20 protein-coding genes and 2 pseudogenes are annotated in these 24,390 nt (G+C 62.3%); 12 read left to right on the top strand and 10 right to left on the bottom strand.

The features are described 5' to 3' along the window. Both BSIN_RS26170 and BSIN_RS05100 read left to right on the top strand, forming a co-directional pair. On the top strand, positions 1-328 hold a 328-nt coding region (locus BSIN_RS26170), incomplete at its 5' end, for a hypothetical protein (RefSeq protein WP_218192397.1). 250 nt (positions 329-578) lie between these two features. Then, positions 579-1,961: a replication initiation protein gene (locus BSIN_RS05100; protein WP_059515626.1), complete on the top strand. Its 1,383-nt coding sequence runs from the start codon at positions 579-581 to the stop codon at positions 1,959-1,961. Between the two features lie 152 nt (positions 1,962-2,113). Here the strand turns inward: BSIN_RS05100 and BSIN_RS05105 are convergent, their stop codons facing one another. Together BSIN_RS05105 and parA are read right to left on the bottom strand one after the other, a co-directional pair. Beyond that, complete coding sequence (locus BSIN_RS05105) at positions 2,114-3,178, bottom strand: ParB/RepB/Spo0J family partition protein (RefSeq protein ID WP_089339715.1); 1,065 nt, start codon at positions 3,176-3,178, stop codon at positions 2,114-2,116. A gap of 24 nt (positions 3,179-3,202) precedes the next feature. Then, the gene (gene parA, locus BSIN_RS05110; RefSeq protein ID WP_059515629.1) at positions 3,203-3,865 is read right to left on the bottom strand and encodes a ParA family partition ATPase; all 663 of its coding nucleotides are present in this window, start codon (positions 3,863-3,865) and stop codon (positions 3,203-3,205) included. 416 nt (positions 3,866-4,281) lie between these two features. Between parA and arsC the strand changes: the two genes are divergently transcribed. Then, the gene (gene arsC, locus BSIN_RS05115) at positions 4,282-4,638 is read left to right on the top strand and encodes an arsenate reductase (glutaredoxin) (RefSeq protein ID WP_059515631.1); all 357 of its coding nucleotides are present in this window, start codon (positions 4,282-4,284) and stop codon (positions 4,636-4,638) included. A 60-nt stretch (positions 4,639-4,698) separates the two neighbouring features. Here the strand turns inward: arsC and BSIN_RS05120 are convergent, their stop codons facing one another. Both BSIN_RS05120 and BSIN_RS05125 read right to left on the bottom strand, forming a co-directional pair. Further along, entirely contained in the window at positions 4,699-4,896 is a 198-nt protein-coding gene (locus tag BSIN_RS05120) for a zf-HC2 domain-containing protein (protein ID WP_089339716.1), read from the bottom strand. Next, complete coding sequence (locus BSIN_RS05125) at positions 4,877-5,482, bottom strand: RNA polymerase factor sigma-70 (RefSeq protein ID WP_059515635.1); 606 nt, start codon at positions 5,480-5,482, stop codon at positions 4,877-4,879. Before BSIN_RS05125 ends, BSIN_RS05120 begins: the two co-directional genes overlap by 20 nt. Positions 5,483-5,881: 399 nt before the next feature. Between BSIN_RS05125 and BSIN_RS05130 the strand changes: the two genes are divergently transcribed. Further along, positions 5,882-6,439 (top strand): NADPH-dependent FMN reductase, encoded by a 558-nt coding sequence (locus tag BSIN_RS05130; RefSeq protein ID WP_089339717.1) that lies wholly within the window; start codon positions 5,882-5,884, stop codon positions 6,437-6,439. Between the two features lie 67 nt (positions 6,440-6,506). Here the strand turns inward: BSIN_RS05130 and BSIN_RS26725 are convergent. Both BSIN_RS26725 and BSIN_RS05135 read right to left on the bottom strand, forming a co-directional pair. Further along, positions 6,507-6,926, bottom strand: a pseudogene (locus BSIN_RS26725) (response regulator); the annotation flags it as partial. A gap of 98 nt (positions 6,927-7,024) precedes the next feature. Beyond that, positions 7,025-8,870: pseudogene (locus BSIN_RS05135) on the bottom strand (ATP-binding protein); the annotation flags it as partial. A gap of 423 nt (positions 8,871-9,293) precedes the next feature. Here BSIN_RS05135 and BSIN_RS05145 point away from each other — a divergent pair. The 3 genes from BSIN_RS05145 to BSIN_RS05155 are packed head-to-tail and all read left to right on the top strand — an operon-like array spanning position 9,294 to position 11,207. Next, entirely contained in the window at positions 9,294-9,662 is a 369-nt protein-coding gene (locus BSIN_RS05145; protein WP_059515639.1) for a response regulator, read from the top strand. Beyond that, positions 9,655-10,275, top strand: coding sequence for a chemotaxis protein CheC (locus tag BSIN_RS05150; RefSeq protein WP_089339719.1), 621 nt, complete (start codon positions 9,655-9,657; stop codon positions 10,273-10,275). The genes BSIN_RS05145 and BSIN_RS05150 overlap by 8 nt, the downstream gene beginning before the upstream one ends. After that, a complete protein-coding gene (locus BSIN_RS05155; RefSeq protein ID WP_069235378.1) occupies positions 10,272-11,207 on the top strand; it encodes a GGDEF domain-containing protein in 936 nt (311 codons plus the stop codon). Before BSIN_RS05150 ends, BSIN_RS05155 begins: the two co-directional genes overlap by 4 nt. 53 nt (positions 11,208-11,260) lie before the next feature. On the opposite strand, the gene BSIN_RS05160 is transcribed toward BSIN_RS05155, so the two are convergent. Next, positions 11,261-12,172, bottom strand: a complete 912-nt coding sequence (locus BSIN_RS05160; protein ID WP_369828141.1) for an alpha/beta fold hydrolase — start codon at positions 12,170-12,172, stop codon at positions 11,261-11,263. 291 nt (positions 12,173-12,463) lie between these two features. Here BSIN_RS05160 and hpnD point away from each other — a divergent pair, with 291 nt between their 5' ends. From hpnD to BSIN_RS05185, 4 genes are all read left to right on the top strand, one after another. Next, positions 12,464-13,312: a presqualene diphosphate synthase HpnD gene (gene hpnD, locus BSIN_RS05170; RefSeq protein ID WP_089339721.1), complete on the top strand. Its 849-nt coding sequence runs from the start codon at positions 12,464-12,466 to the stop codon at positions 13,310-13,312. A 187-nt stretch (positions 13,313-13,499) separates the two neighbouring features. Beyond that, positions 13,500-15,536: a squalene--hopene cyclase gene (gene shc, locus BSIN_RS05175; protein ID WP_089339756.1), complete on the top strand. Its 2,037-nt coding sequence runs from the start codon at positions 13,500-13,502 to the stop codon at positions 15,534-15,536. Positions 15,537-15,543: 7 nt separating this feature from the next. Then, the gene (locus BSIN_RS05180; RefSeq protein WP_089339722.1) at positions 15,544-16,254 is read left to right on the top strand and encodes a phosphorylase; all 711 of its coding nucleotides are present in this window, start codon (positions 15,544-15,546) and stop codon (positions 16,252-16,254) included. 810 nt (positions 16,255-17,064) lie between these two features. Next, the gene (locus tag BSIN_RS05185; RefSeq protein ID WP_089339723.1) at positions 17,065-18,156 is read left to right on the top strand and encodes a hypothetical protein; all 1,092 of its coding nucleotides are present in this window, start codon (positions 17,065-17,067) and stop codon (positions 18,154-18,156) included. Positions 18,157-18,326: 170 nt separating this feature from the next. On the opposite strand, the gene BSIN_RS05190 is transcribed toward BSIN_RS05185, so the two are convergent. The 3 genes from BSIN_RS05190 to BSIN_RS25155 all read right to left on the bottom strand — a co-directional run bounded on the left by BSIN_RS05190 (position 18,327) and on the right by BSIN_RS25155 (position 22,499). After that, the gene (locus BSIN_RS05190; protein WP_059571202.1) at positions 18,327-19,316 is read right to left on the bottom strand and encodes an MlaA family lipoprotein; all 990 of its coding nucleotides are present in this window, start codon (positions 19,314-19,316) and stop codon (positions 18,327-18,329) included. Beyond that, positions 19,309-21,942, bottom strand: a complete 2,634-nt coding sequence (hpnN, locus tag BSIN_RS05195; RefSeq protein WP_089339724.1) for a hopanoid transporter HpnN — start codon at positions 21,940-21,942, stop codon at positions 19,309-19,311. Before hpnN ends, BSIN_RS05190 begins: the two co-directional genes overlap by 8 nt. A 323-nt stretch (positions 21,943-22,265) precedes the next feature. Beyond that, on the bottom strand, positions 22,266-22,499 hold the full coding sequence (locus BSIN_RS25155; RefSeq protein WP_143757345.1) for a hypothetical protein: 234 nt from the start codon (positions 22,497-22,499) through the stop codon (positions 22,266-22,268). Positions 22,500-22,662: 163 nt separating this feature from the next. Between BSIN_RS25155 and BSIN_RS05200 the strand changes: the two genes are divergently transcribed. Beyond that, the gene (locus BSIN_RS05200; protein ID WP_173678633.1) at positions 22,663-24,381 is read left to right on the top strand and encodes an acyltransferase domain-containing protein; all 1,719 of its coding nucleotides are present in this window, start codon (positions 22,663-22,665) and stop codon (positions 24,379-24,381) included. The last annotated feature ends 9 nt before the right edge of the window (positions 24,382-24,390 follow it).

Below are 24,390 nucleotides of genomic sequence, written 5' to 3' on the forward strand. Positions count from 1 at the left end.
TCCGATCACATCGCCGGCTGATCACCGTCCGAACAGGGTGGGGGAATTTTACTTCGACACTTCTGGGGAAATTACGTCCGACGTTGACAGCCGTTACAGGCGTCTTTATGGTTCTGTTGCGAGTCGGGATGGTGAATCGAATCCGGCGATGATACTCACGCTAGCGTTTGTGCCGCTTGCGCCGGCTGGCTATGGCATCAGGGCAGCTTTGCCTGCCCGCTTCGATATCTGCCTGCGTATTCGGGTGCTTGTCCCTGGCGGAGTTGACGCAAGGTCTTGGCCAGTATTTGGGGCAACGCCGCCGTCGCAATTTTGCGACAAGATTTGAGGTGAGACGTTACGGGAGTGGTTTGGTCACAGTTCGCGTTAGCTGGGAAACCGTCGTTATCCGCGTTTTCCGCGACACATAAAGGTGAGTCGGAGATCGCCGGATTTTGGACCGGTGAGCCTTTACGGGATTGCAATCGGGTGAGTCGTGGCGAATCAGCGGGCTTCACCGGATACGGTGAGTATGCCGTTCTGGACTCGCATCACCACAGGCGCTATTCTTTCGGGAAATTTCTCCTCCGCCCTGACGCATGGCTACGAAGCGCGCCAAGAAAACCGATGTAGATGTGGTGAGCGCCAGCTCAGCCGAATTGCGCAAGGCCGTCGAGGCGATCGCGATTCAGCCCAAGAGCGGCAAGATTACCCTCTTGACCCGCAAGCTGTTCAACGTGCTGCTCGCCGTTGCCCAGCAAGCGGACGATTCCGGCGATACCTATCGCGCGTTGCTGTCGGATATCGTTGCGAATTCGGCTTTCGACTCCAACGATACGGCGCTCGTCAAGGAGCACTTGCGGCGGATGGTGTCGGTGCAAGTCGAATGGAGTACCGGCACGTCGAGCCAGAAGCCCGGCCGCAAATGGGGGATCTCGACGCTGATTGCCGATGCGGAAATTCTGGAGGATCCGACTACGCGCCGCGTATGGGTGGAATTTTCGTTTGCGCCGAAGATTAAAAAGAAACTGCTCGATCCGGTTCAGTACGCGCGGCTGAGTCTGCAATTCCAGAGCCAGTTGCGAAGTAGCGCTGGGCTCGCATTGTACGAAATCTGCGTGCGCTATTTGACCAATCCGAGCCATCTGACCATGCGCGAGCCTTGGGAGTGGTGGCGGCCGATCTTGTCGGGGACACCCGATACCGAAGCCGGTGACGAGGCGAAGCGCGAGTACAAGTATTTCAAGCGCGATTATTTACGCCCGGCCATTGCCGAGGTCAATGCGGTTACCAACATCTTCGTCGAGTTGGTCGAGCACCGCGAGGGGCGGCGGGTCGCCGAAATCCAGTTTCGCGTGTCGGAGCGCAAGCAGCCGATGCTCGCGCTTGACGAGCACCCGAACGTTTTCGACAGCACGCTCGTGGACCGGATGGTGAAGATCGGCATTCCGTTGAAGGAAGCACAAACGCTGTATGCGGATAGTGAGGAAAATCGCATCCGTGCCGCGTTGCAACTGACCGAACAGCGGATGCGCAGCACGACGTTGCCGCCGGTGCGCAGCGGCGCTGCGCTTTTCAAGGATGCGTTGAAGAAAGGCTATGCGCCGCCCGTCGATACGGTGGAGTCGTTGCCGAACAGTATTGGCGCGGGCGTCGGTAAAGCCGGCGGTACGGCGGCTGCCGGGCCGGTGGATGATCCGAAAGCGCGCCTGCGCAGCGAATATGACGCTTATCGCCGTAAGGAAGCGAAGCAGCTTTACGAAGAGCAAGGTGAAGCGGAACGGGAGGTTGCGCGAGCGTCGTTCGAAGCCGATGTGTTGCCTGCATTGGGCTCGCATCTGCGCGACGATTGGCGGCGGCGGGGATTGGACTCGAAACTTGTCGAAACCGCGTTTTTCGATTGGTTGGCTCAGAAAACCTGGGGCGAACCGACGGATGGCGATTTGCTGTCATTTACGCTCAGCCAATCCCGCGCAGCTTGAACGATGGCGTGACTCGACCGCACTCGGATTGATTTCATTGCATCAAAAAGGGGCCCGGTTTTTGATCTGCACTCCAAAGACGGGACGACAGTCCGATCTTTGGAGCAGTTCAGGTTCCGGGCCCCTTCTTATTGTTTGAATCAATTTCTCGATCAATTCGGCAGCAACATCCGCTCAAGCTGAAGCAGAATCTCGTCGCGCTTTTCCTTCGTCAGACCGCGTAGGCGGAGTTCCAAGCGGTCGTCGCCATACGATTTCAGATCACCCACCGACACGCCGTCGAGCTTGATTTCGTAGCGTTGCGCATAACGCTGCCTGCCCGCAGATTTGGGATTTTCCTGCGCAGTCGCTCTGCCCTTCACGATATCGGCGACTTGGCGAGTACTGAGGTCATCGGAAAGAATTTTGTTGATGAGACGCAATGTCGCGTCGGTACCGCGCGCCGCATGATAGCGACCTACTTGGTAGGCCATGTTCGAGCCGAAGCGATCAGGGCGAGAGACCATTTCCTGCATCACTGCCTCCGGCAGTTTGCCGATCGATAGCGCTACCGCAACCGTAGATTCGTCGAGCCCGAGGTGCTCAGCGAGTTCCTTCTGGCTCTGAAAATACTTTTCCTCGAGAAAGCGCTTCCAGACCACTGCGTTATCGAAGACGGTTTGCGAATCACGCTGGACATTCAAGTCATAGCCAAGCTTATAACTTTGAAGGCCGATGGGTAAATCGATGACGATCGCCTTCACCGATTCCTTGTTCGCTTCTTTCAACGCACGAACCCGGCGTCCGCCGTCACTGACGAAATAGGTGCCAGGATTGTCGTAATCCGGGATGACGTGAATCGCCTGCTGTTGGCCCTGTTTGGCCAGGTTGACCGCCAGTTCGGCGATCGACGACTTCAGGTAGAAATGTCTCGGGTTGAACGGACTTGGCTTAATCGCCTTCAACGGAAGTTCGATGACCTGCCCAGGTTGATAGCGGTTTTCGATTCGCCACGTCCGATATTGGCTGGACTCGTCTGCTTGATCAATTGGTGGGGTCTCGACGATCGTGACGGGAATGTTTTTCTTCGATGACTTTCCGGTCGGTGCGGTCGATGGTGTTGCGTCGGATTTGACAATACCGTCGATGGCGTTGAGTCGGTCAAGCGCCGTGCGTTTTTCACTGGTCGACGTGTCGGGACGCGCCTGGAAGCCTTTGGCGAATTGGGAGGGTTTCATTCAGGATCCTTTATGCGCATAAAGTCAGGGCAGCATGGCGACGATTTCATCGGCGCATGCGCGAATTTCCGCCGCCGCGAGCTTGGCGCCGCGGTCGTTCATTTGCAGGACGGTCTGGCCAAGTGCCATTGCCTGCTTGTAGGCCTCTCGCGTAGGAATTTGTGTTTTGAGGAGCGGAAAGCCGAGTTCTTCCAGCGCACGCTTCAATTCGCGTGTAAGCATGCGCTTTTCCTCGGTCTTGTTGAGCAGAAATACTGCTCGGAGATCCTCGTTCATCACCTGAGCTTGCTGGATCAGTTTGACGAGGCCGACGCTCGACCAATAATCCGCAGGTGATGACGACGTGGGAATGACGGCGATCGTCGCCGCGAGCAATACGACACCCGATACTTTTTCAGTGATTGACGGCGGGCAGTCTACGACGATGATGTCGTAGTCGTTGATGAATTTCTTGATTTCGCGATGGATCTGACCGCCGGCCTCGGCGAGGTTGACGACGGGAAATGGGATACCGGTTTCGCTGTCCGCTGATGCGCTAGACCAATGAACGAGAGTGTTTTGACCGTCCGCGTCGATTACCAGTACGCGCCGACCTTTCTCATGGAATGCGGCGCCCAGATGCATCGCAATGGTGCTCTTGCCTACGCCGCCCTTTTGTTGAGTGACCGCAATGATTTCCGCCGCCAATTTTCACTCCTATTTTGATTGCAAGAATTCTACCGGAGAGATTTTATATTTCAATGAATTTGTTGTTGATGGACGACGCATTGGTCGTTTGGCTAGCGACGATTTATGCGCATAAAGGCAGCGACGATAGCCAGGAGGAGACTCTTGCCTAAAGAGGTGGCCGGGCGGGCAGATGTATGGATGCAGAACGCCAGTGGTCTTCATACCGATGGAGTTCGGAAGTTATGCAAACCCACCGCCGCCCCTCTTTATGCGCATAAATTCACGGCGGCACAGGGTGGGCTCTTGAGCTTCGGCGGGGTGATATGCGCCCCTTAAAAATTTCGAGCTGCCGAGCGCGCTAGTGATAATCGCTGTGCTGGCCCGCTACAATACAAATAATCGGACCATCGATCCATTCCCCACCTTCGAATTCAATGATCACGATCTACCACAATCCCCGCTGCTCCAAATCTCGCGAAACTTTGGCGCTTCTTGAGTCGCTCAAGCCAACTGGAGAAGAGATCCAAGTCGTCGAATATCTAAAGCAGCCGTTGACCGCTTCGCAGCTGGAGACATTGCACCAGCAACTCGGACGCCCGGTTAGCGATATGCTGCGCGATAACGAGGCTCCGTACAAAGATCTCAATCTGGGCGAGCGCGGTGTGTCGGATGAGCAAATGTATAAAGCAATCGCCGCGCATCCTATCCTGCTTCAGCGACCGATCGTTGTTTATGACGGCAACGCAGCTATCGGCCGTCCGCCGGAAGCTATCAAAGTGTTGTTCGAGTAATTTTTAAAAATAAAACTTCAAAACGGCATCAAAAATAGAAATGCGCACATGCCGTTGCGCTCATTCGCTGCGCTCTTCTGCCTTTCCGCTCGCGATGCGCGCAGCATTCCGCAGCAGGCGAATCTGCGAGCGGTAATTGCGGCAACCGCTGCAGGTCGGCAGATGGACATGCACGCGGAGCCGCTCGTCGAGCGACAGCGGTCGATCGAGTTGATCGGACAAAAGCCGTGCGATGTCCTTACATTTCCCCAGTAGCATCTTCCGTCGTCAAGCCTTTTTCGGTGAGACATGTTCGCAGCCGAATCCGCGCACGATATAGCAGCACGCTGCAGTGATTCGCCTTCAATTCGAGTTCGGCGCAAATATCATCGATATCGAAGTCGAGAAATTCTCGCATCATGAAAACACGGCCGATCTGCTCGGGCAGGTGATCGAGGCATGCGTCGAACAGCATCCAGAATTGTCGCTGCTGGAGGACCGTTTCCGGTTTCGGCCAGGGGCGAGGCTTTGCATGCGCGGCCCAGTGTCCATTGTCCGAGAATAGCTCGCGTTCAAGAAGCGCCTCGCCGTCGAGTTCGCTGTCCAGCGCCGACGCGTTGATGGTCCGCCGCCGAGCACGCATCGTATCGATCAGCTTGTTGCGCAGGATGCCGAACACCCAGGTTTTATGGCTTGCCTGCCCGTCGAAGTGCTCGGACTGGGCCCAGGCCGCAGCCAGTGCCTCTTGGACCGCGTCTTCGGCGGCATCGGCATCACGCAGTTGCAGGCGCGCGAAGCGCAGCAAATCACGACGCAATTGGGTGAGGTACGCGGGATCGTCGTATGCCGTGCGCGCGTGCTCCATGAAAGGATTTCCTGTCGATTTCACGCGCGTTCGCCCGCGCGAGCGTGAACGCGTGATAATTCTTCCGATGCGGCCGTGCCGCGAAGCATTCGGTCGGCAAGACTCGGCGTTTCGCTGCATCCGCACGTGTCGATGCGGCTTCTCGCATCATGCCCGACATCATATGCTCTACGAACGATGCCGGGGTGAGACGAATTCATGGCCAGCGTTCATCTGGCATAAATGTAACCAGCCGATATACCAATCAAGTTATCCACATTTTCTGTGGAAAACTTTGTGGAAATCCGCTGTGAACCCCCGATGTGTCGGGGCAAAAGTGGGTTTGCCAACAAAAAGGCCGTTTATTACGCGACCGACAAGTAATGCTAATGATTCTCAACTGAACGGAAGGAGATTCTGATGACTTATCGTATTGCAGTGATCGTCGGCAGCCTGCGGCGTGAATCATCAAACCGCGCGCTCGCGAAAGCCGTGATGTCGCTCGCGCCGGCAGACCTGTCGTTCGAGTCGGTCGAAATCGGCGAACTGCCGCTGTACAGTCAGGATTACGATGCGGATTTTCCCGAGGTTGCGAAACGCTTCAAACAATCGATTGAAGCGGCACAGGGTTTGTTGTTCGTCACGCCCGAATACAACCGCTCGATTCCCGGCGTGCTGAAGAACGCGCTCGATTGGGGTTCGCGCCCGTGGGGCAGCAATTCATGGGCTGGCAAGCCGGCCGCCGTGCTCGGCACGTCGCCCGGCGCGACCGGCACCGCGCTGTCGCAGCAGCATTTGCGTAACGTGCTCGCCTATTTCGATGCGCCGACGCTCGGCCAACCCGAGATGTTCGTCCGGCATGATCCGGCGCGAATCGATGCGCAGGGCAATATCGTCAATGACGATACGCGTAAATTCCTGCAAGGTTTCGTCGACCGCTACGCGAGCTGGGTGCGCCTGCACGCAAAATCGGCTTGATTGGATGGCGCACGCACCGGCCGGCAAACCGCGCTCGTCACCGCGAATCCCCGCTGCCGCTTGCCGCTCAATCGCTCGCTTGAGCGGCAAGCCGTGCGTCGCGCTCTTGCTGGATTGTCTGAAGCATGCCGTCGAGGAGCGCGATATCGAACGGCTTTGACAGCAAGCGCGCGTTGACATGGCGGGTCCGGTCGAATTCCTTCGCATAGCCGGTAATCAGAATGACCGGCAGCTTCGTGTCCGCGCGCTCGATGGCTTCGGCGAGGTCGAGGCCGTTCAGCGTACCCGGCATATGGATATCGGAGATCACGAGATCGAATGCGCGAGGCGCCGAAGGACTCGCGTCCGTCTGATTCAACATCCGTAGCGCATCGTCCGCGTTCGATGCGTGCGTGATCTGATGGCCGAGCAGTTCGAGCAGCGCTTCAGTGCCCGCCGCGACTTCGCCGTTGTCCTCGACCAGCAGAATTTTCAGTCCAGCGGACGTCTTTGTCTGATTTCCGGTCGCACGGGCCGCGCGCGCACTCGCGCCCGCCTCGACGCTGTTGCCCGTGCCGCCGTCCGTATTCGCGGCTTTTGCGGCTGCCGCGGCGCGCGGCAGATAAAGGCGAACCGACGTGCCGGCGCCTACCTTGCTGTCGATCGTCGCAAGGCCGCCCGAGCGTTCGCAGAACGCGAATACCTGCGGCAGGCCGAGCCCGGTGCCCATCCCGTTTGCCTTGGTCGTGAAAAGCGGTTCGAACGCGCGCGCCAGCACGTCGGGCGGCATGCCGCGTCCGGTATCCTCCACCGAGATCTGCACGAAGTCGCCAGTCAGCGGAAAACCGTCCTCGCGGCGAAAGACGATGTTGTGCGCGCGGATCGTAAAGCAGCCGCCTTGTGGCATGGCGTCGCGCGCATTGACGGAGAGATTGATCATCGCGAGCTCGAGTTCCGCGACGTCGATCCGTACCGGCCACAGATCCGGCTGCGTATCGACGACGAGCGACGATTTCGAGCCGAGCGATGTCTTCAGCAATTCGCGGCACGACGCGAGCCACTGCGCGACGTCGATGGTTTCGTTGCGCAGCGGCTGCTTGCGCGCGACGCCGAGCAACTGCCGCGTGAGCGACTGCCCGTTCTTCAGCGCGCGCTCGATTGCGGCCAGCTCCGTGTCGAGATGCTGAATGCCGCGCCGCCGGACGATCTGCGTGTTACTCGAAATGATCATCAGCAGGTTGTTGAAATCGTGCGCGACGCTGCCGACGAGATTGCCGAGCGCCTCCATCTTGCGCGACTGCCGATACGCCGATTCGATCGAGCGCCGCATCGACGCTTCGGCCTGCCAGCGCTCCCACGCCTGCTCTTCCGCCCGCAGCCGCTTGAGCGACAGCCAGATCACGCTCCATAGCGCGGCGGACGGCGCGAACATCGAGATGAAAAGCACGCTCAGGTGCTCATACCAAGCTCGGCGGATCGCGGACGTCCGGTATGCGCACGACACGAACACCGGATAGCTGCCGACTTGCCGGTACGCGACGATCTCGCTGTCGCCGTCGCGCTTCACTTGCATGACGCCGGCCCGATGCTCAATGCGGCCATTGCCCGGCCGCGTCGCAGAATCGTCGTCGGCCGCCGCATGACCGGCGCCGTTGCCTGCCCCGCCGTTGGCCTCGCCGCCGGCTGCCGCGCCGTGCGGCGCGGGCGGGTAGGACACGAGCACTTCATCGTTGCTGCGCGTGAGCGACATCGTCATGGGCGTATCCGCGCCGCCCAGCAGATCGCGATAGAACGCGACGAAATAGGACGCTTTCAACGCGATCGATACCATGCCCGCGAACGTTCCGTCGCTGTGGCGGCGCGCGACGCCGGTATTGAACACGGGCCCGGAACTGGGCGCCCTGGCCGGCCCCGGCATCACGCGCGAGATGTGCTCTGTCACCTTGCCGTCGCGGATGCCGACGAAATCGTCGCGATTCGCGATCGACGCATAAGGCGCCGGGTAATAGAGGCTGTTCGCGAGCAGCATCCCGCTCGCGCCGAAGATCGACACCGACGCGACCTGCGGATAGCCGCCGCCGATCGTATTGAGCGCATCGTGAATATCCGCTTCGGCATTGCGAATCGCGTTGTCGTCGAGATCCTGAACGAGATCGACGATGCGCGCATCGAGCGTCTCCGATAGATCGAACACCTTCAGCGCATGCTCTTCGGCCACGCGCACGGTGCGCATCGTCACGTCGCGCGCGGTTGCTTCGCGCGTGCGCAGATCGTTGTACGCCATGACCGCAACATAAATGCATGGCAGCACGATGGCGGCCACGAGCATCACGATCAGCGTGATGCGCCGCATCGCGAAATCCTGCTCGGGTGCGGCGGCGAACGACGCGTCATCCTCCCAATCTGCGTCGGGTGGAGTGGGACGGGAGGCGTCGGGCCGTTCGGGCGTCATGATCGATCGATTGCGAAAGAGCTTGATCGGCATCATAAACGACTCGCGCACGCACTCGGGACCCCGGCGCGGCGTGCGCGATGGCAGTTTTTTCGACGATTGTGCGCGGCGCCGCAAACAGCGACGAATCCAAAAGCGCAAACGTAAGCAAAAGAATAATTTGCGTGGTTATCGCGAAAACAATTCGAGCTATTCCCGGATTCGAATTCGAGTTAATCAATTCTGTTCTGACCGGAAAAAACGGCGAGTTGCAACGCACCGGGTTTACTCTGAGAATTCCGCATCACCTCTCTATGCGGAATTCGCCCGTGATGCCCGGGCGATGCCTGTGCCTCGCATTACCACTTGTCGCTTCTTCCTAAAGATGCGCGGCGAATCGTCGTTAACGCGAGGCAGACGACTCCGCTTACCGCCGCGACTGCCATGCCTCTGCCGATTGTGATCGCTGATGATTCTCTGCTTGCGCGCAAGCTGCTGACCAAGGCGCTGCCGGCGGACTGGGACGTCGACGTGACCTACGCGTCGAACGGCCAAGAGGCGCTGACGCTGTATCGAGACGGCAAGGCGTCGGTGATGTTTCTCGATCTGACGATGCCCGACATGAGCGGCTATCAGGTGCTCGAGGCGTTGCGTGACGAGGATCTGAACACGTTCGTGATCGTCGTTTCCGCCGACATCCAGCCGAAGGCGCAAGCGCGCGTGCGCGAGCTGGGCGCGGCGGCATTCGTTGCGAAGCCTGTTACGCCGGAAGCTTTGCTGCCCATTCTCAGGGAGTATGGGTTGTATGGTTGACACGATGTTGACGGCGGAGCAGCGCGACGCATTGCAGGAGATCGCCAACCTCGCGATGGGGCGCGCGGCGGCGCGCCTTGCGCTGCTTTTCGGCACTTTCATCGAGCTTTCGGTGCCGCGCGTGCGCGTCGTGCGCTCGGCCGACGTTTGCCGCGTGCTGCGCGACATGACCGGCATCGACGATAACGTGACCGCCGTGCGCCAGGGCTTTCGCTCGGATATCAAGGGCGAGGCGCTGATGCTTTGCCGCAGCTCCGAAGTCGAGCGCTTGGCGCTGCTGTTCGACGCCTACGACGATGACGAGTGGGAAGCGCTCACGCAGGCCGAGTTCGTGTTCGATGTGGCAAACGTGCTGATGGGCGCATGCGTGTCCGCGATTCTCGACGAGCTGGGCCGCACGCCCGTATTTTCGCCGCCGGGGCTGCTCGGCGCGGACGTGACGTTCGACGACGTGTTCCCGCCCAACGTGCTCGCGTGGCGCGAGACGCTACTGCTCGAGGTGAATTTCGGCGTGGCCGACGATAGCTTTCGCCCTCACTTCGTGATGCTGCTCGCGGAAGATTCGATCCACCAGATGAGCGACGCGCTCGATTTCCTGCTGTCCAGTTTATGAACCCTCATCCTTCGCTGAGCGATCTTGTCATCGAACGAGTCAGCTTCGGCATTTTCGTGCTCGACCGTGCGATGAACGTGCTGATGTGGAATCGGTTCATGCACGATCACAGCGGCGTCGCGGCGGCCGACGTGATCGGGCGCAACCTGTTCGATTGCTTTCCCGAGCTGCCGCGCGCGTGGCTTGCGCGTAAGCTCGAAAGCGTGTTCCAGCTCGGCAGCTTCGCGTTCAGTTCGTGGGAGCAGCGGCCGTATCTGTTCCGCTTCGATCACGACCGGCCGATCACGGGCGGCGTCGATTTCATGCAGCAGGACTGCACGTTCGTGCCGATCACGCGCGGCCGCGAAGTCGAGGCGGTGTGCGTGACGATCGCCGATGTCACGCACGTCAGCGTGATGCAGCGCGAGCGGGAGGAAGCGGTCGCGAAGCTGCAGGAATATGCAAACCTCGACGGGCTCACCGGCATCGCGAACCGGCGCTTCTTCGAAGCGCGGCTCAGCGACGAGTTCACGCGCTGGCAGCGTTACGGCGGCAATTTATCGGTGCTGCTGTTCGATCTCGACCACTTCAAGACGATCAACGACCGTTTCGGCCATGTCGTCGGCGACAACGTGTTGCGCGTGATGGCGCGCCGCGTCGCGGACGTGGTGCGATCGCAAGATACGTTTGGCCGTTTCGGCGGCGAGGAGTTCGCGCTGTTGCTGCCTTGCACATCGCTCGACGAGGCGATGAGCGTTGCCGAAAAGATACGGCAGGCGATCGGCAGCGCGCCGTTCGACGCCGAAGGCGCGCGGGTGCCGGTGACGGCGAGCGTCGGCGGCGCGGCCGCGCGCCCCGGCACCCTCACGCACGAGACGCTCGTCAACCAGGCCGACGCCGCGCTTTACCGTGCGAAGCGGCAAGGGCGCAATTGCTCGGTCGCGTTCAGCTAGCACCCGTCATCGATGAACGCGGCCGTGCGCCGGCCGGGTGCCGGCTGTCCGCGTCAGCTTCGGGCGATATCGGCCAGCAGGTCGGCGAGCCGTTGCGGCTGGGAGATGAACGGCGAGTGACTGCTGTCGAGCGCATGCACGTGCGTCCGGTTGCCGGGCGTGAACGCGTCGGCTTCGTCGATGAAACGCTGTTGCAGCGCAGGCAGCAACGTATGGTCGCGCAGGCACCGGATGTAATGGCGCTCGATCGCGCCCCAGCGCCCGGACGTCGTCTCGATGCGCGCCGCGAACGGCGCTGCGGGGGTGTCGCAGCTCAATAGACGGCCGAACGCGGTGTAGTCGGCGTCGGTTGCGTCGTCGCAGAGCGCGCGCTTGGCTGCGGCACGATAGGCCGGATCGTCGCTGTGCGGGTCCAGCCGCAGTGCGCCGGTGGTTTTCGGGCTGGCCATCATCAGCGCGCCGAGCATCTCGCCGCGATTTTCCGGCCCGCGCGTGTAGTCGAGCGCTGTCGTGCCCGCCGCCGGCATGAATGCCGCCAGGTAAACGAGCTTGGCAATCTTCTGCGGCGCGCGCTCGGCGGCCAGCGTGACCGCGAGGCCGCCCATGCTATGGCCGACGAGCACGACTCGTTCATGACCGAGTGCGCGGGCCTGATCGATGGTGCGCAGCACATGGTCGACGTAATCGTCGAGCGTCGTGCCCGCGATGGGCGACGGCTCGCCTGCGAACGCGGCCGCGTCGAGCGGACGCTTGAAGAATGACGCGGGAAAGCGCGCATTGGCGCCGTGCGCGGGCAAATCGCCGGCGATGGCCGCGTGGCCGTGGGCGGCAAGCGCCGGGATCACGCGCGAATAGGCCCACGCGCCATGCCAGGCGCCGTGCACGAGCACGAATGGTGCAGCCGGCGGCTCGGATGCCGACGCGGCATGGCGAGTGGCAGCAGGCGCTGCGTTGTGCGGTTCGATTGGCAAGGCAGTCTCTCTAGGTTCGTGATTGTGTTGATTGGTTGATTGGCGGCGGCCCGCGCGGCCGTTTGCCCGTGTGCGCATCTTACCGGAGCATGGCGGATTGCACGGCCGGGCGAATCGGGCGGCATCGACTGTCAAAGATTGCTATACTCTCGGCCAATTCCGGCTTCCCGCCGGTAATTTGTGCCTGTCTGCGCCGATCGTTCGCGCATCTCGCACGCATTTACCATCCCCAGCCGGGCATGGCTTCTTCAATCGCCCTGTAAGGGCGCCTTAGCGGAGCTCGTCTTGGCCGTTTCCAATCCCGTGGTGGACGATACCGAAACCGACGCCGCTGCCGTCACATCGGGCAGCTCTTTCTATCTAGCGATGCGCATCCTGCCTGCCGGGCAGCGCGACGCGATGTTCCAGGTGTACGCGTTTTGCCGCGCGGTCGACGACATCGCCGACGAAGGCGGCTCGCGCGTCGAGCGCGCGGCGCAGCTCGAGCGCTGGCGCGCCGACATCGACGCTTGCTACGCGGGCCGCCCGCGTGCGTCGCTCGTGCCGCTCACGCGCGAGATCGAGAAATTCGGGCTGCGGCGCGACGATTTTCACGCAATGATCGACGGGATGGCGATGGACGCGGCCGAGGATATCTGCGCGCCGGACGACGCGACGCTCGATCTGTATTGCGACCGCGTCGCGAGTGCGGCCGGTCGGCTATCGGTGAGGATTTTCGGGATGCCGGATGAGCCGGGCCGGCTGCTGTCGCACCACCTTGGCCGTGCGCTGCAACTGACGAACATCCTGCGCGATATCGACGACGACGCGGCGATCAACCGCTGCTACCTGCCGCGCGAGCTGCTCGCGCGCGAGGCAATCGCGCTTGCCGATCCGCGCACGATCGCGCGCGACCCGGCGTTGCCGCGCGTATGCGCGACGCTCGTCGAGCGCGCGCAGCGGCATTTCGCGCAGGCCGATGCGGTAATGGACGCATCGCCCCGTGTGCAGGTGCGCGCGCCGCGCATTATGTCGGGCGCCTACCGGCTGATTCTCGAAGCCGCGGTGGCACGCGGTTTCGCGCCGCCGCGCGCACCGCTGCGCAAGCCGCGCGCGCGCATGCTGCTGCTCGCGGCGCGTTACGCATTGTTTTGATCCGATGGAATAGGCGCAAGCCGCGCGCGGCCCGCGTGGCGAGCGCCATGCCCCGGCATGCGCAAGTGCGTGCCGAAGCAGACGTTCGCGGGCGTCTGGACGGCCGCAGGCCGACCCGCGACAACGGGCACGCGCCCGAATCCGGCGAACCGGCCGGATGCGCGTGCTGGCAATGAGAGAGGGACCGATGAACGACATGACCGATATGCAAACGCTCGACGCATCCGATGCGTCCGTTGATACGCACGCGGCATCCGCAACGTCTGCGGCCGCCGCGCTCGACGCCGCCGTCGCGCGTGCGACCGATGCGCTGCTCTGCGCCCAGAACCCGGATGGCCATTGGGTCTATGAGCTGGAAGCCGATTCGACCATTCCCGCCGAATACGTGCTGCTCGTCCACTATCTGGGCGAGACGCCGAATATCGAACTCGAGCAGAAGATCGCGCGCTACCTGCGCCGCATCCAGCAACCGGACGGCGGCTGGCCGCTGTTTACCGACGGCGCGCCGAACATCAGCGCGAGCGTGAAGGCCTATTTCGCGCTGAAAGTGATCGGTGACGATGAGAACGCCGAGCACATGCAGCGCGCGCGCCGCGCGATCCACGCGATGGGCGGCGCGGAGATGTCGAATGTGTTCACGCGGATTCAGCTCGCACTTTATGGTGTCGTGCCGTGGTATGCGGTGCCGATGATGCCGGTCGAGGTGATGCTGCTGCCGCAGTGGTTCCCGTTCCATTTGTCGAAAGTGTCGTATTGGGCGCGTACCGTGATCGTGCCGCTTCTCGTGCTGAACGCGAAGCGGCCGGTTGCGAAGAACCCGCGTGGCGTGCGTATCGACGAGCTGTTCAAGAGCCCGCCCGTCAACACCGGGCTGCTGCCGAAGCAACCGCATCAGAGCACCGGCTGGTTCATGTTTTTCCGCGCGGTCGACGGTATGCTGCGGCTCGTCGACGGCTTGCTGCCGAGCTATTCGCGCGAGCGCGCGATCAACCGGGCGGTTGCGTTCGTCGACGAGCGGCTGAACGGCGAGGACGGCCTCGGCGCGATTTACCCGGCCATGGCGAACGCAGTGATGATGTACGCGGCACTTGGGCTGCCTGAAGATCATCCGAACCGCGCGATCGCGCGCCGGTCGATCGAAAAATTGCTCGTCGTCGGCGACGACGAGGCTTATTGCCAGCCGTGCTTGTCGCCGGTTTGGGATACATCGCTTGCCGCGCACGCGCTGATCGAGACGGGCGACGCGCGTGCGATCGACGCGGCCGCGCGCGGGCTCGACTGGCTGCGTCCGCTGCAGATTCTCGACGTGCGTGGCGACTGGATCGTGCGCCGGCCGAACGTGCGTCCGGGCGGCTGGGCGTTCCAGTACGCGAATCCGCATTATCCGGATGTCGACGATACGGCGGTGGTTGCGATGGCGATGGACCGGGCCGCGAAAGAACGGGGCGCGCAAGGCCAAGCCCAAGCCGCGCAGCCGCACGCGTATCGCGAATCGATCGCGCGCGCGCGCGAGTGGGTGGTCGGCATGCAGAGCAGCGATGGCGGCTGGGGCGCGTTCGAGCCGGAAAACACTCACCATTATCTGAACAACATTCCGTTCTCGGATCACGGCGCGCTGCTCGATCCGCCGACCGCCGACGTATCGGGCCGCTGCCTGTCGATGCTCGCGCAACTGGGCGAGACGCCCGCCGCGAGCGAGCCGGCGCGCCGCGCGCTCGACTATCTGCTGAACGAGCAGGAAGCCGATGGTAGCTGGTATGGCCGCTGGGGGATGAACTACATCTACGGCACGTGGAGCGCGCTGTGCGCGCTGAACGCGGCCGGCCTTGGCCATGACGACCCGCGCGTGAAGCGCGGCGCGCAATGGCTGCTGTCGGTTCAGAACCCGGACGGCGGCTGGGGCGAGGACGGCGACAGCTACAAGCTCGACTATCGCGGCTACGAGCGCGCGCCGAGCACGTCGTCGCAGACCGCCTGGGCATTGCTCGGCCTGATGGCGGCGGGCGAAGTCAATCATCCGGCCGTCGCGCGCGGGATCGATTATCTGCTCGGCACGCAGTGCGAGCATGGCCTGTGGGACGAGGCGCGTTTTACCGCAACAGGTTTTCCGCGCGTGTTCTATTTGCGTTATCACGGCTATCGGAAATTCTTCCCGCTCTGGGCGCTGGCGCGTTACCGGAACCTGAAGCGCGCGAACACGACGCGCGTGACGGTCGGGATGTAAACGGCCGATGGCGTCGAGGTCCGGCCAGGGGGCGGCGCCGGTGATCGCCGTTGCAGGGATGGCGTTCGAAGCGCGCATTGCGCGCGGCGCGGGCGTCGAGGCGGTCTATGCGGCGCGCGCGGACCGCCTCGAGCGCGCGCTCGCCGACGCGGCCGCCGCGCACGGATGCGCGGCGGTTGTCAGTTTCGGCACGGCGGGTGGCCTCGCGCCGGACCTGGTGCCGGGCGCGCTGGTCATCGCCGATGCGGTCGACGGTCCGTTCGGACGGCTGGAGACTGATGCTCGATGGAGTGCGCGGATCGTTGCCGCGCTCGCCGGCGGGCCGGTCGCGTCGCGGGTGCGGTGCGGCACGCTTGCGGCGGTCAGCGAGCCTGTCATCGACGCGTGCGACAAGGCTGCGCTGCATCGTGCGAAAGGCGCGCTCGCGGTCGACATGGAGTCCCACATAGCGGGCGCGTTTGCGGCGGCACGCGGCGTGCCGTTCGCGGTATGCCGCGCGATCGTCGATCCTGCGTGGCGCACCCTGCCCAAAGCGGCGACAGCCGGATTGCGCGACGACGGCAGCACCGCGATCCTTCCAATTCTGCGTGAACTTGCCCGGCAGCCGTCACAGCTCGGCGCACTGCTGCAGGTTGCCGGCGATGCGCGCGCGGCGCGGGCGACGCTGGTGGATGTGCGGCGCGCGGTCGAGCGCGCCGGCGCATGGCGCGGGGCCTGATCCCTATCTCTCCTTTATGTAATTGTCAAGTCGGCATTCTGTAAATTTAACAATATTTAAATTTAAAATCAAAAAAAGTTTGATAGCTTATTAAAAAACGCAGCGCCGTAGTTTTCTTATCGCATCGTTTTGCATGACCAACTATCTGCACGGTGAGGTGCTGGAGAGAGTGGCCGTGGCATAGCTGCCGATATTTCATTGAATGGTTATCTCAAAATAAGCCGGATGTTTTGATGCGGCTTGTTTTCGATCGCCGGGCCGAATGTGACGCGACTGGACGTCTGTTTGTTTTTATAGGCGGGCTGATGGTAAAGGGTAATTTATCGATATCTCGAATGAATTGCTGATCGCTTTTTCAAAAAAAGCGAATTGCCGATGGTATTGCCGTCGAGGATTTACGAGCGTGTTTGGTTTGGATTCGTATCGGCGCCGCGGTTGCCGATGTAAGTCCCGAAGCGCTCGAGGTTTGGTGCAGCGCTGCCGCGATATCGGACCGAATGGATGCGTGATCTCGGCTCCTGGCAAGACTGGGAATTTTTCCGTGCACGATCGATGGCAGCGGCGCTGCAAAGAGAGGTGTTACCCGATGAACGAGACGAAAGGTTGATTCCTTTGAATCGCCACGATTAAGCACTGTGATTGCCGCTAATGCCGCGGCCGAAAATTCGACGCATCGAAAATAAAGAATGGCGAAGGCGGTGCGATCGAAAAATATGGGGAGGTGGGTATAGATCAATTCAATCGATATCGCTCTGTCCGTTTTCCAAATGACATGTGAATAGTGAAACTTCCCTTGTGGAGGGGGTACTCATGCAATCGAAAAAGAAATCTGGCTTGGGCCGTTGGGGCCTTACTGCGTGCGTGGCGGGCTTGTTCGGTGTCGCCTCGCTTTCGTCGGCGTTTGCCGACCAGCCGGCCGATGCCGCCGCCGTGGCCGCTGCTGCTCAGGCGAGCCCTGAAGCGCTGAAGGTTTGGCACGAGCACATCAAGAAAGTCGCGACACCCGCGGCAGGCTGTTTTCGCGCGGTCTACCCCAATCTGACCTGGGAAAAGGAGACGTGCCTGGCGAGCCCGAAATACCGGTCGAGCCCGAAAGTCGGCCCGAGACGCGACGCCTATAGCGCGCCGCAGACAGTGGGCAACGGCTACGATTATTCCGCGCAGACCGCGCAGTTGACGCGGTCGGCCGTCGGCAGCTTTCCGGTTGTTTCAGGCGTGACGTCGACGAACAACCCGAATGGATACGGCGGAACCAATGGCTATACGCTGCAACTCAATACCAATTTTGCCAGCGGCTCGCCCGCTTGCGCGTCGTATGGCTATACGTCGTGCTCAGTCTGGCAGCAGTTCATTTATTCGACATACAACGGCGCGGACAGCCCGGCGCCGGCGGGGCCGCAAGCGTTTATTCAGGACTGGATGTTCCTGTCTAGCAGCGATTATTCGCGCAAGGGATGCCCGCGCGGATGGTATTCGTACAGCCCGCAATATGCGTGTTATCGCAACAGCAATGCAGTGGCCGTCTCGTTCGTTCCGGCCTCGCAGCTCGCGTCCGCTTCGCTGACCGGCTCCGCCGCGGCCAATGGCGTGGATACCGTGACGTTCACTTACGGCGGCGTTGCTCACTCGGTTACGCAAAGCGATAGCACGCTCGGGATCGCGTATGTGTGGAACACGTCGGAGTTCAACGTGGTCGGCAACGGCGGGGGCTCGGGAGTCAATTTCAATTCGGGCTCGTCGCTGACGGTGAAGCTCGCGGTCAATGACGGCACGACCAGTTCGCCGAGCTGCATTGGCCCGACGAACGGCGGCACGACGGGCGAGACGAACAACCTGAAGCTGGGAACCTGTTCGGCAAACGGCGGAACGACGCCGTATATTCAGTTCGTCGAGTCGAATTGAATGAATCGAAGAGGCTGATGCCCGTGCTGCCATGCAGGGCTGAAGTAAGCTGCCCCCGGCTTCGCCCGGGGGTTTTTCTTTTGATGCCGGCATTCCGATAGCGGGACGGCGGAGCTTGGCCGAAGCTGCGACGGCAGCCGCCCGCTGTATTGACGGCAATGCCGGCGCGGTTAGTGCGCGGCGGCGCCCGACGCGGGCGATGCCGCTTTGCCAGCGCCCGGCGCTGCTGTGTGGCCAGCCGCGCCGCCGCCTTTTTTCATGGCCGTATCGTCGCCCGGGTCTCGATATTGCGGCAGCCCGGCCGGCTCGCGCGCCGCTTTGCCCGAATTCGAATGGCTCGGCGATCCGCCGCTGCCCGCGTCACCCGGATCCTGGTATTGCGGCAAGCCGCCCGGTTCTCCACTGCCGCGCTTCGCGCCCGGCGTGGCTTCGCTGTCCGGTTCGCCATAGTTCGGCAGCGCCGGTTCATCGTTGCCGTGGCCGCGATACGTGAGCGAGCGGCGTTGCTGGACATATGCGTCGCGCACGAACGAATATTTGTCGAGCGCGGCCTGCTGCAGCAGATCGGTCGCGCCGAGCAGATCCGAACGCGCGCTGATGAATTGCGCGACATACATCGGATTGCGCGCGGCGGGCTCGATGTAGTTCAGCAGATTGAAGCGAACGTCGACTGCGCGGCCCACGCCGTCGCGAAACGAACTCGGCCCGAAAATGGGCAGCACCAAATATGGGCCGGCCGGCACGCCCCAGCGCGCGAGCGTGAGCCCGAAGTCCTGATGATGTTTCGGCAGCCCGGCGAGCGAGGCGACATCGAACAGGCCGGCGACGCCGAATACCGAATTGATCACAACGCGCATCATGTCTTGCGTCGCGTCGGTGATACGAAGCTGCAGCAGATTGTTCGCGATGTTGCCGAGGTCGCCAAGGTTCGAGAAGAAGCTGCTGACCGCCGTGCGCACCGGCGTCGGCGTGACGGCTTGATAGCCCTTCGCGATCGGCACGGCGATGGTCTGGTCGACCGCGTCGTTGAATTTGAAGACCGTGCGGTTCATCGGTTCGAGCGGGTCGCCCGGGGTGCGGTTGGGGCCGGTCGCGCAGCCGCTCAGCAGCGCGGCTGCGGCGAGCGCGGACGCGGACAGGCGCGTCTTGATCTTATTCATCGATTCCTTGCGATTGATTCGTCACGCGCTTGTCGCGCGGCTTGCCCATCAGCACGGGCTGGAACACGACAGCGCCGATCAGCGTGCACGACAGCGCGAGCGCGAGCAGGCGCCCCATGCTGGCCGTGCCGGGATGATGCGATAACCACAGGCTGCCGAACGCGGTCGCGGTTGTCGCGGCGCTGAACAGCACCGCATGCGTGAGGCTCGATTGCAGCAGGCCCGTTTGACCCGCGCGCCACGCCATCACGAAATACACTTTGAATGCGACGCCGACGCCGAGCATCAACGGCAGCGCGATGATGTTCGCGAAGTTGAGCGGCATGCCGAACAGCACGCACAGCTCGAGCGTCACGACGCCCGACACGAGCAGCGGCACGAGCGTGCGCAGCACGTCGCCGAAGCGGCGCAGCGCGACCCACAGCAGCAGCGTGATCGACACGATCGACAGCGCGGCGGCTTGCAGGAACGCGCGGATGATCGTATCGGCCGAGTGCAGGATCGAGATCGGGCCGCCGGTCGCGTTGGGCTCGGCTGCCTTCACGGCCTGCACGAAACGGCGCAGCATCGCGTCGTCGCCCGGATCGGCGCCTTTTTGCACCTTCGGCGAGATCTGCACGAGCGCGCGGCCATCCGGTGCGACCCAATCGCGCACGATTTGCGGCGGAAGATTGTCGCGCGTGATGCCGGACGGCTGCAGCAGCATCGCGAGCTGGTTCAGCGCGATGCGCAATGTCGACGAGAACGCTGTTTCGGCGCGATCGCGCGTTTCGCTGTCGGCCGCCGCGAGCTTGGCGAGCGACTCGGACAGATGCTTGGCCGCCGCCGCGCCCGGGCCGGGATAATCCTCCGCCGCGTATTCGAGCAGGTTCGACGCGCGTTTGAGCGCCGCGACGCGCTGCGCATCGGGCACGGCCGGCGCGGGCGATTGCGTGAGCGCGGGCAGCAGCGCGCGCGCGGCCGCCGCGATCGACGCGAGCTTTTGCGGCTGCGCGTCGGGGATGAACGTCGACAGCGTGGTGGTGCGGCCGACTTCCGGCAATGCGCCGAGGCGCTTGGCGGCGGTGTCGGCGGCCGCGAGCGACGGCGCGAGCAGCGACACGTCGTTGACCGACGCCTCCGGCGAATCCTTCAGCGCGAGCAGCGTCGCCATCGATTCGCTGCGCGGGTCCTTCAAATGCAGCGGATTGAAATCGAAGCGCAGATGCGCGAGCAGCGGCAGCGCGCCGATCACGATCGCGAGCGTGCCGATCAGGATCGGCTTGCGATGGCGGTCGAGATAGTCGTCGACGGGCGCAAGACGCTTGAAGCCGGGCGACTGCCGCTCGCCGGGCGGCGCGAGCAGCTTGAGCAGCGCAGGCAGCAGCGTCATCGTGGTGCCGAGCGCGACGAACATCCCGACGCCCGCGATCAGCCCGAGTTCGGACACGCCGCGGTAGGCGGTCGGCAGGAACGAGAAGAAGCTCGCCGCGACGGCCGCCGTCGCGAGCACGAGCGGCATGCCCATCATATGCGCGGCGCCGACGAGCGCATGATCGAGGTCCGGATCGCGATAGCGCTCCTCGCGGTATTTGACCCCGTATTGAATCGCGAAATCGACGCCGAGCCCGACGAACAGCACCATGAACGCAACCGAAATCATGTTCAGCGAATCGACCATCATCAGCCCGAGCGCGGCGGTTACCGCCAGGCCGACGAACAGCGTGACGAACACGGCCGCGATCATCCGCTTGGAGCGCAGCGCGATCCACAGGATCACGAGCACGATCGCGAGCGTCGCAATGCCGTTGACGGCCGCGCCGTCCTCGACCGACGCGAACTCCTCGTCGGCGAGCGGTTGCTCGCCCGTCAGCCGCACGCGTGCGCCGAAACGCTTGTCGAGTTCGAGCGCGCGCGCGGTGTCGCGAATCGTCTGAGAGGTCTGTTCGCCCGCCTTCAGCGCCTGGTAATTGATCACGGGTTGCACGGTCACGAACGCGCGTGCGGGTTGGCGGGCGGCCTCGGGATCGACGAGCGCGCGCCACGAGAACGCGGCGGGCCGGCCGGCGAGCACCGCGTCGACGGTCGCGGCGCTCTGCGACAGCAGTTTCGCCATGCCCGGCAGCTTGACCTGGCCCGATTGCAGCGGCAGTCCGAGCGTGGTCGATAGTGTCGTGGCGAGCCCGGTGACGCTCGGGTCCTTGGCGAGCACGTTGATGAGCGGCCGCGCGCTTGCGAGTTGTCCGGTCGTGTTCGAGACATCCTGCTCGGGCAGGAACAGCAGGCCGTTGTGCTCGAAGAGCGGGCCGCCCGCGGGCTCCGACACTTGGCCGATGCGGCCCGCGTCCGTTTCGCGGCGCAAGCCGTTGGCGAGCGCATCGGCCGCGGCGCTCGCGAATTCGGGCGCGGGCGCCTCGATAACCGCGAGGATCGTTTGGTTGCGCTGCGGGAACGCGTCGTCGATCGCGTGGCCGAGTAGAGCCCATTTGGGGTCGTTCTCGACTAGTTTGCTGACATCGGTATTGATCTTGAAATGGCGCGCGACATAGGCGCCGCTCAATGCGGCGATGGCAAGCGACAGCACGACGACCCAAATCGGGCGCCGCACCGACCAGGCAACGAGTCGGACGAGGGCGGAAGTCAGCATGAGACGGCGGGCCAGCCTACGTTGAGGCAAAAAATGTCCAAGTATACCGGTGCGGGAATTTCACCGTCGCGAGGGCTCCGGCATACTGGAAGGCTGCGGGACTATTGCGAAATAAGGGGGCAATCGCGTCGGCGCGTTCTGTTGCGTCGCGCGCGATTTGTTCCTGGCGGCGGATAATCCGGGTTGCCGGACTCGGGCGCCGGCGATTGCGCGATTCGTCAATTCAGTAGCGAATTCGCCGCGGCGGCGAATCCATGATTTTTAACAAATCGCGCCGGCCGATTGAATAAATCCGGCAAAAGCGGCATCGCGCATATTTTAAATCATTGTGAAATAGCGGTGACATTGCCGGTATTCGGCGAAAGCCGTTTGCGCGCGACGTCCATTGCTTCCGCAGCACGCTCAATCCAGGCGGCCCGCCCGGACTGCCAATGCGCAGCCGGGAATTCACATTTCTTGACAGATATATTGGTGCGATTGAATGAATCGTCAAAGAATGATGACTTGACGATTCCTGATATTAAATACCAGTAGAGGATGTGTAGTATGCCGAACATAGGTATTTATATCCCCATGTTACTTTATCGTTAATGCATTATTGATTAGAGGTTGCATATCGCCGCCGCGATGCGTAATCGAATAACGAGCGGAGACTTGGGGGGACACATTCTCGACCGATCGTCGAGTTACTCGGCGTGGCTGGTGGATAAAGGCAATCACATGATGCAAGCAGCATTTCTGTTTCCGGGGCAAGGTGCATTTTACGCGGGCGCGACCCAGGCGTTGAGTCGTACCTATCCCGTCGTGAAACGGTCGATGCAGGCTATCGACGCGGTGGCCGTGCGGCGGCTGCGCCGTTCGCTGCTGACGGCGCTCGGGGATGAGCGTCTCGACATCGGCCAATGGCTGCAGCATGCGCCCGATCTGCTGCAACTCGCGCTTTATGCGGCATCCGTTTCGTTCTTCGAAGCGTTGCGCGCCCGTGGGGCGCGGCCGGCCGTGCTCGTTGGGCACAGCTTCGGTGAGATTGCCGCGCTTGCGTGCGGCGGCGCGTTTTCGGTCGAGACGGGGGCCGAGATGGTTTGCGACCGGATCGATTCGTTGCGGATGATGGCGCCGTCCGACGGCCGCATGGCAGCGGTGTCCGCCGCGCCGCAGGCGGTGCGCGAACTCGTTGCGGCATGCTTTGGAGATTCGCTCGATGCGCAGCCCGGGCGCGTGAGCATTGCGGTCGAGAACCATTCGGCGCAAACGGTGGTGTCGGGCGCACATCGCCATGTCGAGACATTCATTGCTTATTGCGCGCAGAAAAATATTTCTGCACAAATCTTGAATTCGCCATACGCATTTCATCATAAGGATTTGGAAAATGCGCGCGTCGAATTCGGTAAACGGTTAAAGAGTTATAAAACCGGGCCGCTTGAATATCCGGTTTATTCGCCGATTTTGAATCGGTATTACGCCGGCGCCGACGATCTCGGCGCTTGTCTTGCGGATCATCTCGTATTGCCGGTGCAGTTTGCGCAGGCGGTGGCAAGACTCAAGGCGTCTGGCGTTGGCGTACTCGTCGAGTGCGGCGCGCTGAATGCGCTCAGCAAGATCGCGATACGCGTCGTGGGACCGGGGGGCGTCAAAACCTTCTCCGGCGCCGCGAGCGTGCGCGACGAGCTGGGCGCAGTGGAAAACGTACTCGCATATTTCGACAAAGAGAGCCGAACCATGAACGACGACATCCGAGCAAGCAACCTGCAACCCGATTTCGATGAATTCTGGCGCGTGAGCGGCCCAGGAATCGTCGACAAGATCAAGGGCGAACTCAAGCGTTTCTTCGATGCGCACGCCCACCGCGGCCTGCAAGCAACGCCCGCGCCGCAGATCGTTACCGACCTTCGCGTTGCGCCCGCCGCACCCGCCGCGTTTGCCGCCGTTGCGCCTGCGGCATTTGCACCGGTCGAGCCCGCTGCGTTTGCACCGGCCGCACCGGCGGCCTATGCACCGGCCGCGCCCGCCGCACCTGCTGCCTCCGCGGCTTTCGCGCCCGCCACGCATGTGGAGTCCCATGCCGCTTTCGCGCCCGTCGCGCAGGCTGCCGCGCCGTCGTATGTGCCCGCTACGCCCGCTGCTCCCGCCGCGCCCGCTGCGCCCGCCGCGCCCGCCGGCGTAGCGCGCGTGCCGCGCGATCGGCTGTTCAACGAGCTTGTCGCCATCTATGCTGAAGCTATGGAGTATCCGGTCGAAGTGTTCACCGAAACGGTCGAACTCGAAGCGGAGCTTGGAATCGATTCCGTCAAGCAGACCGAAATCATTCAGCGTATCAGCGCACGCTATGGGCTGCCGCCGCTTCCGTCGAATTTCCGGGCCGGCGATTTCAAGACGATGGGACAAATCGTCGATTTCGTCTACGAACACCAGCACAAGGCCGCGCTCGTCGCGGGCTGAGCGGCGGTT

Origin of the sequence: Burkholderia singularis (assembly GCF_900176645.1) — a bacterium.
Lineage (GTDB): Bacteria > Pseudomonadota > Gammaproteobacteria > Burkholderiales > Burkholderiaceae > Burkholderia > Burkholderia singularis.

Coding starts and splice junctions, on each gene's coding strand:
- BSIN_RS05100 (WP_059515626.1), top strand. CDS start 579: ATGGCTACGAAGCGCGCCAAGAAAACCGATGTAGATGTGGTGAGCGCC.
- BSIN_RS05105 (WP_089339715.1), bottom strand. CDS start 3,178: ATGAAACCCTCCCAATTCGCCAAAGGCTTCCAGGCGCGTCCCGACACG.
- arsC (WP_059515631.1), top strand. CDS start 4,282: ATGATCACGATCTACCACAATCCCCGCTGCTCCAAATCTCGCGAAACT.
- BSIN_RS05120 (WP_089339716.1), bottom strand. CDS start 4,896: ATGCTACTGGGGAAATGTAAGGACATCGCACGGCTTTTGTCCGATCAA.
- BSIN_RS05125 (WP_059515635.1), bottom strand. CDS start 5,482: ATGGAGCACGCGCGCACGGCATACGACGATCCCGCGTACCTCACCCAA.
- BSIN_RS05130 (WP_089339717.1), top strand. CDS start 5,882: ATGACTTATCGTATTGCAGTGATCGTCGGCAGCCTGCGGCGTGAATCA.
- BSIN_RS05145 (WP_059515639.1), top strand. CDS start 9,294: ATGCCTCTGCCGATTGTGATCGCTGATGATTCTCTGCTTGCGCGCAAG.
- BSIN_RS05150 (WP_089339719.1), top strand. CDS start 9,655: ATGGTTGACACGATGTTGACGGCGGAGCAGCGCGACGCATTGCAGGAG.
- BSIN_RS05155 (WP_069235378.1), top strand. CDS start 10,272: ATGAACCCTCATCCTTCGCTGAGCGATCTTGTCATCGAACGAGTCAGC.
- shc (WP_089339756.1), top strand. CDS start 13,500: ATGAACGACATGACCGATATGCAAACGCTCGACGCATCCGATGCGTCC.
- BSIN_RS05180 (WP_089339722.1), top strand. CDS start 15,544: ATGGCGTCGAGGTCCGGCCAGGGGGCGGCGCCGGTGATCGCCGTTGCA.
- BSIN_RS05185 (WP_089339723.1), top strand. CDS start 17,065: ATGCAATCGAAAAAGAAATCTGGCTTGGGCCGTTGGGGCCTTACTGCG.
- BSIN_RS05190 (WP_059571202.1), bottom strand. CDS start 19,316: ATGAATAAGATCAAGACGCGCCTGTCCGCGTCCGCGCTCGCCGCAGCC.
- hpnN (WP_089339724.1), bottom strand. CDS start 21,942: ATGCTGACTTCCGCCCTCGTCCGACTCGTTGCCTGGTCGGTGCGGCGC.
- BSIN_RS25155 (WP_143757345.1), bottom strand. CDS start 22,499: ATGTTCGGCATACTACACATCCTCTACTGGTATTTAATATCAGGAATC.
- BSIN_RS05200 (WP_173678633.1), top strand. CDS start 22,663: ATGATGCAAGCAGCATTTCTGTTTCCGGGGCAAGGTGCATTTTACGCG.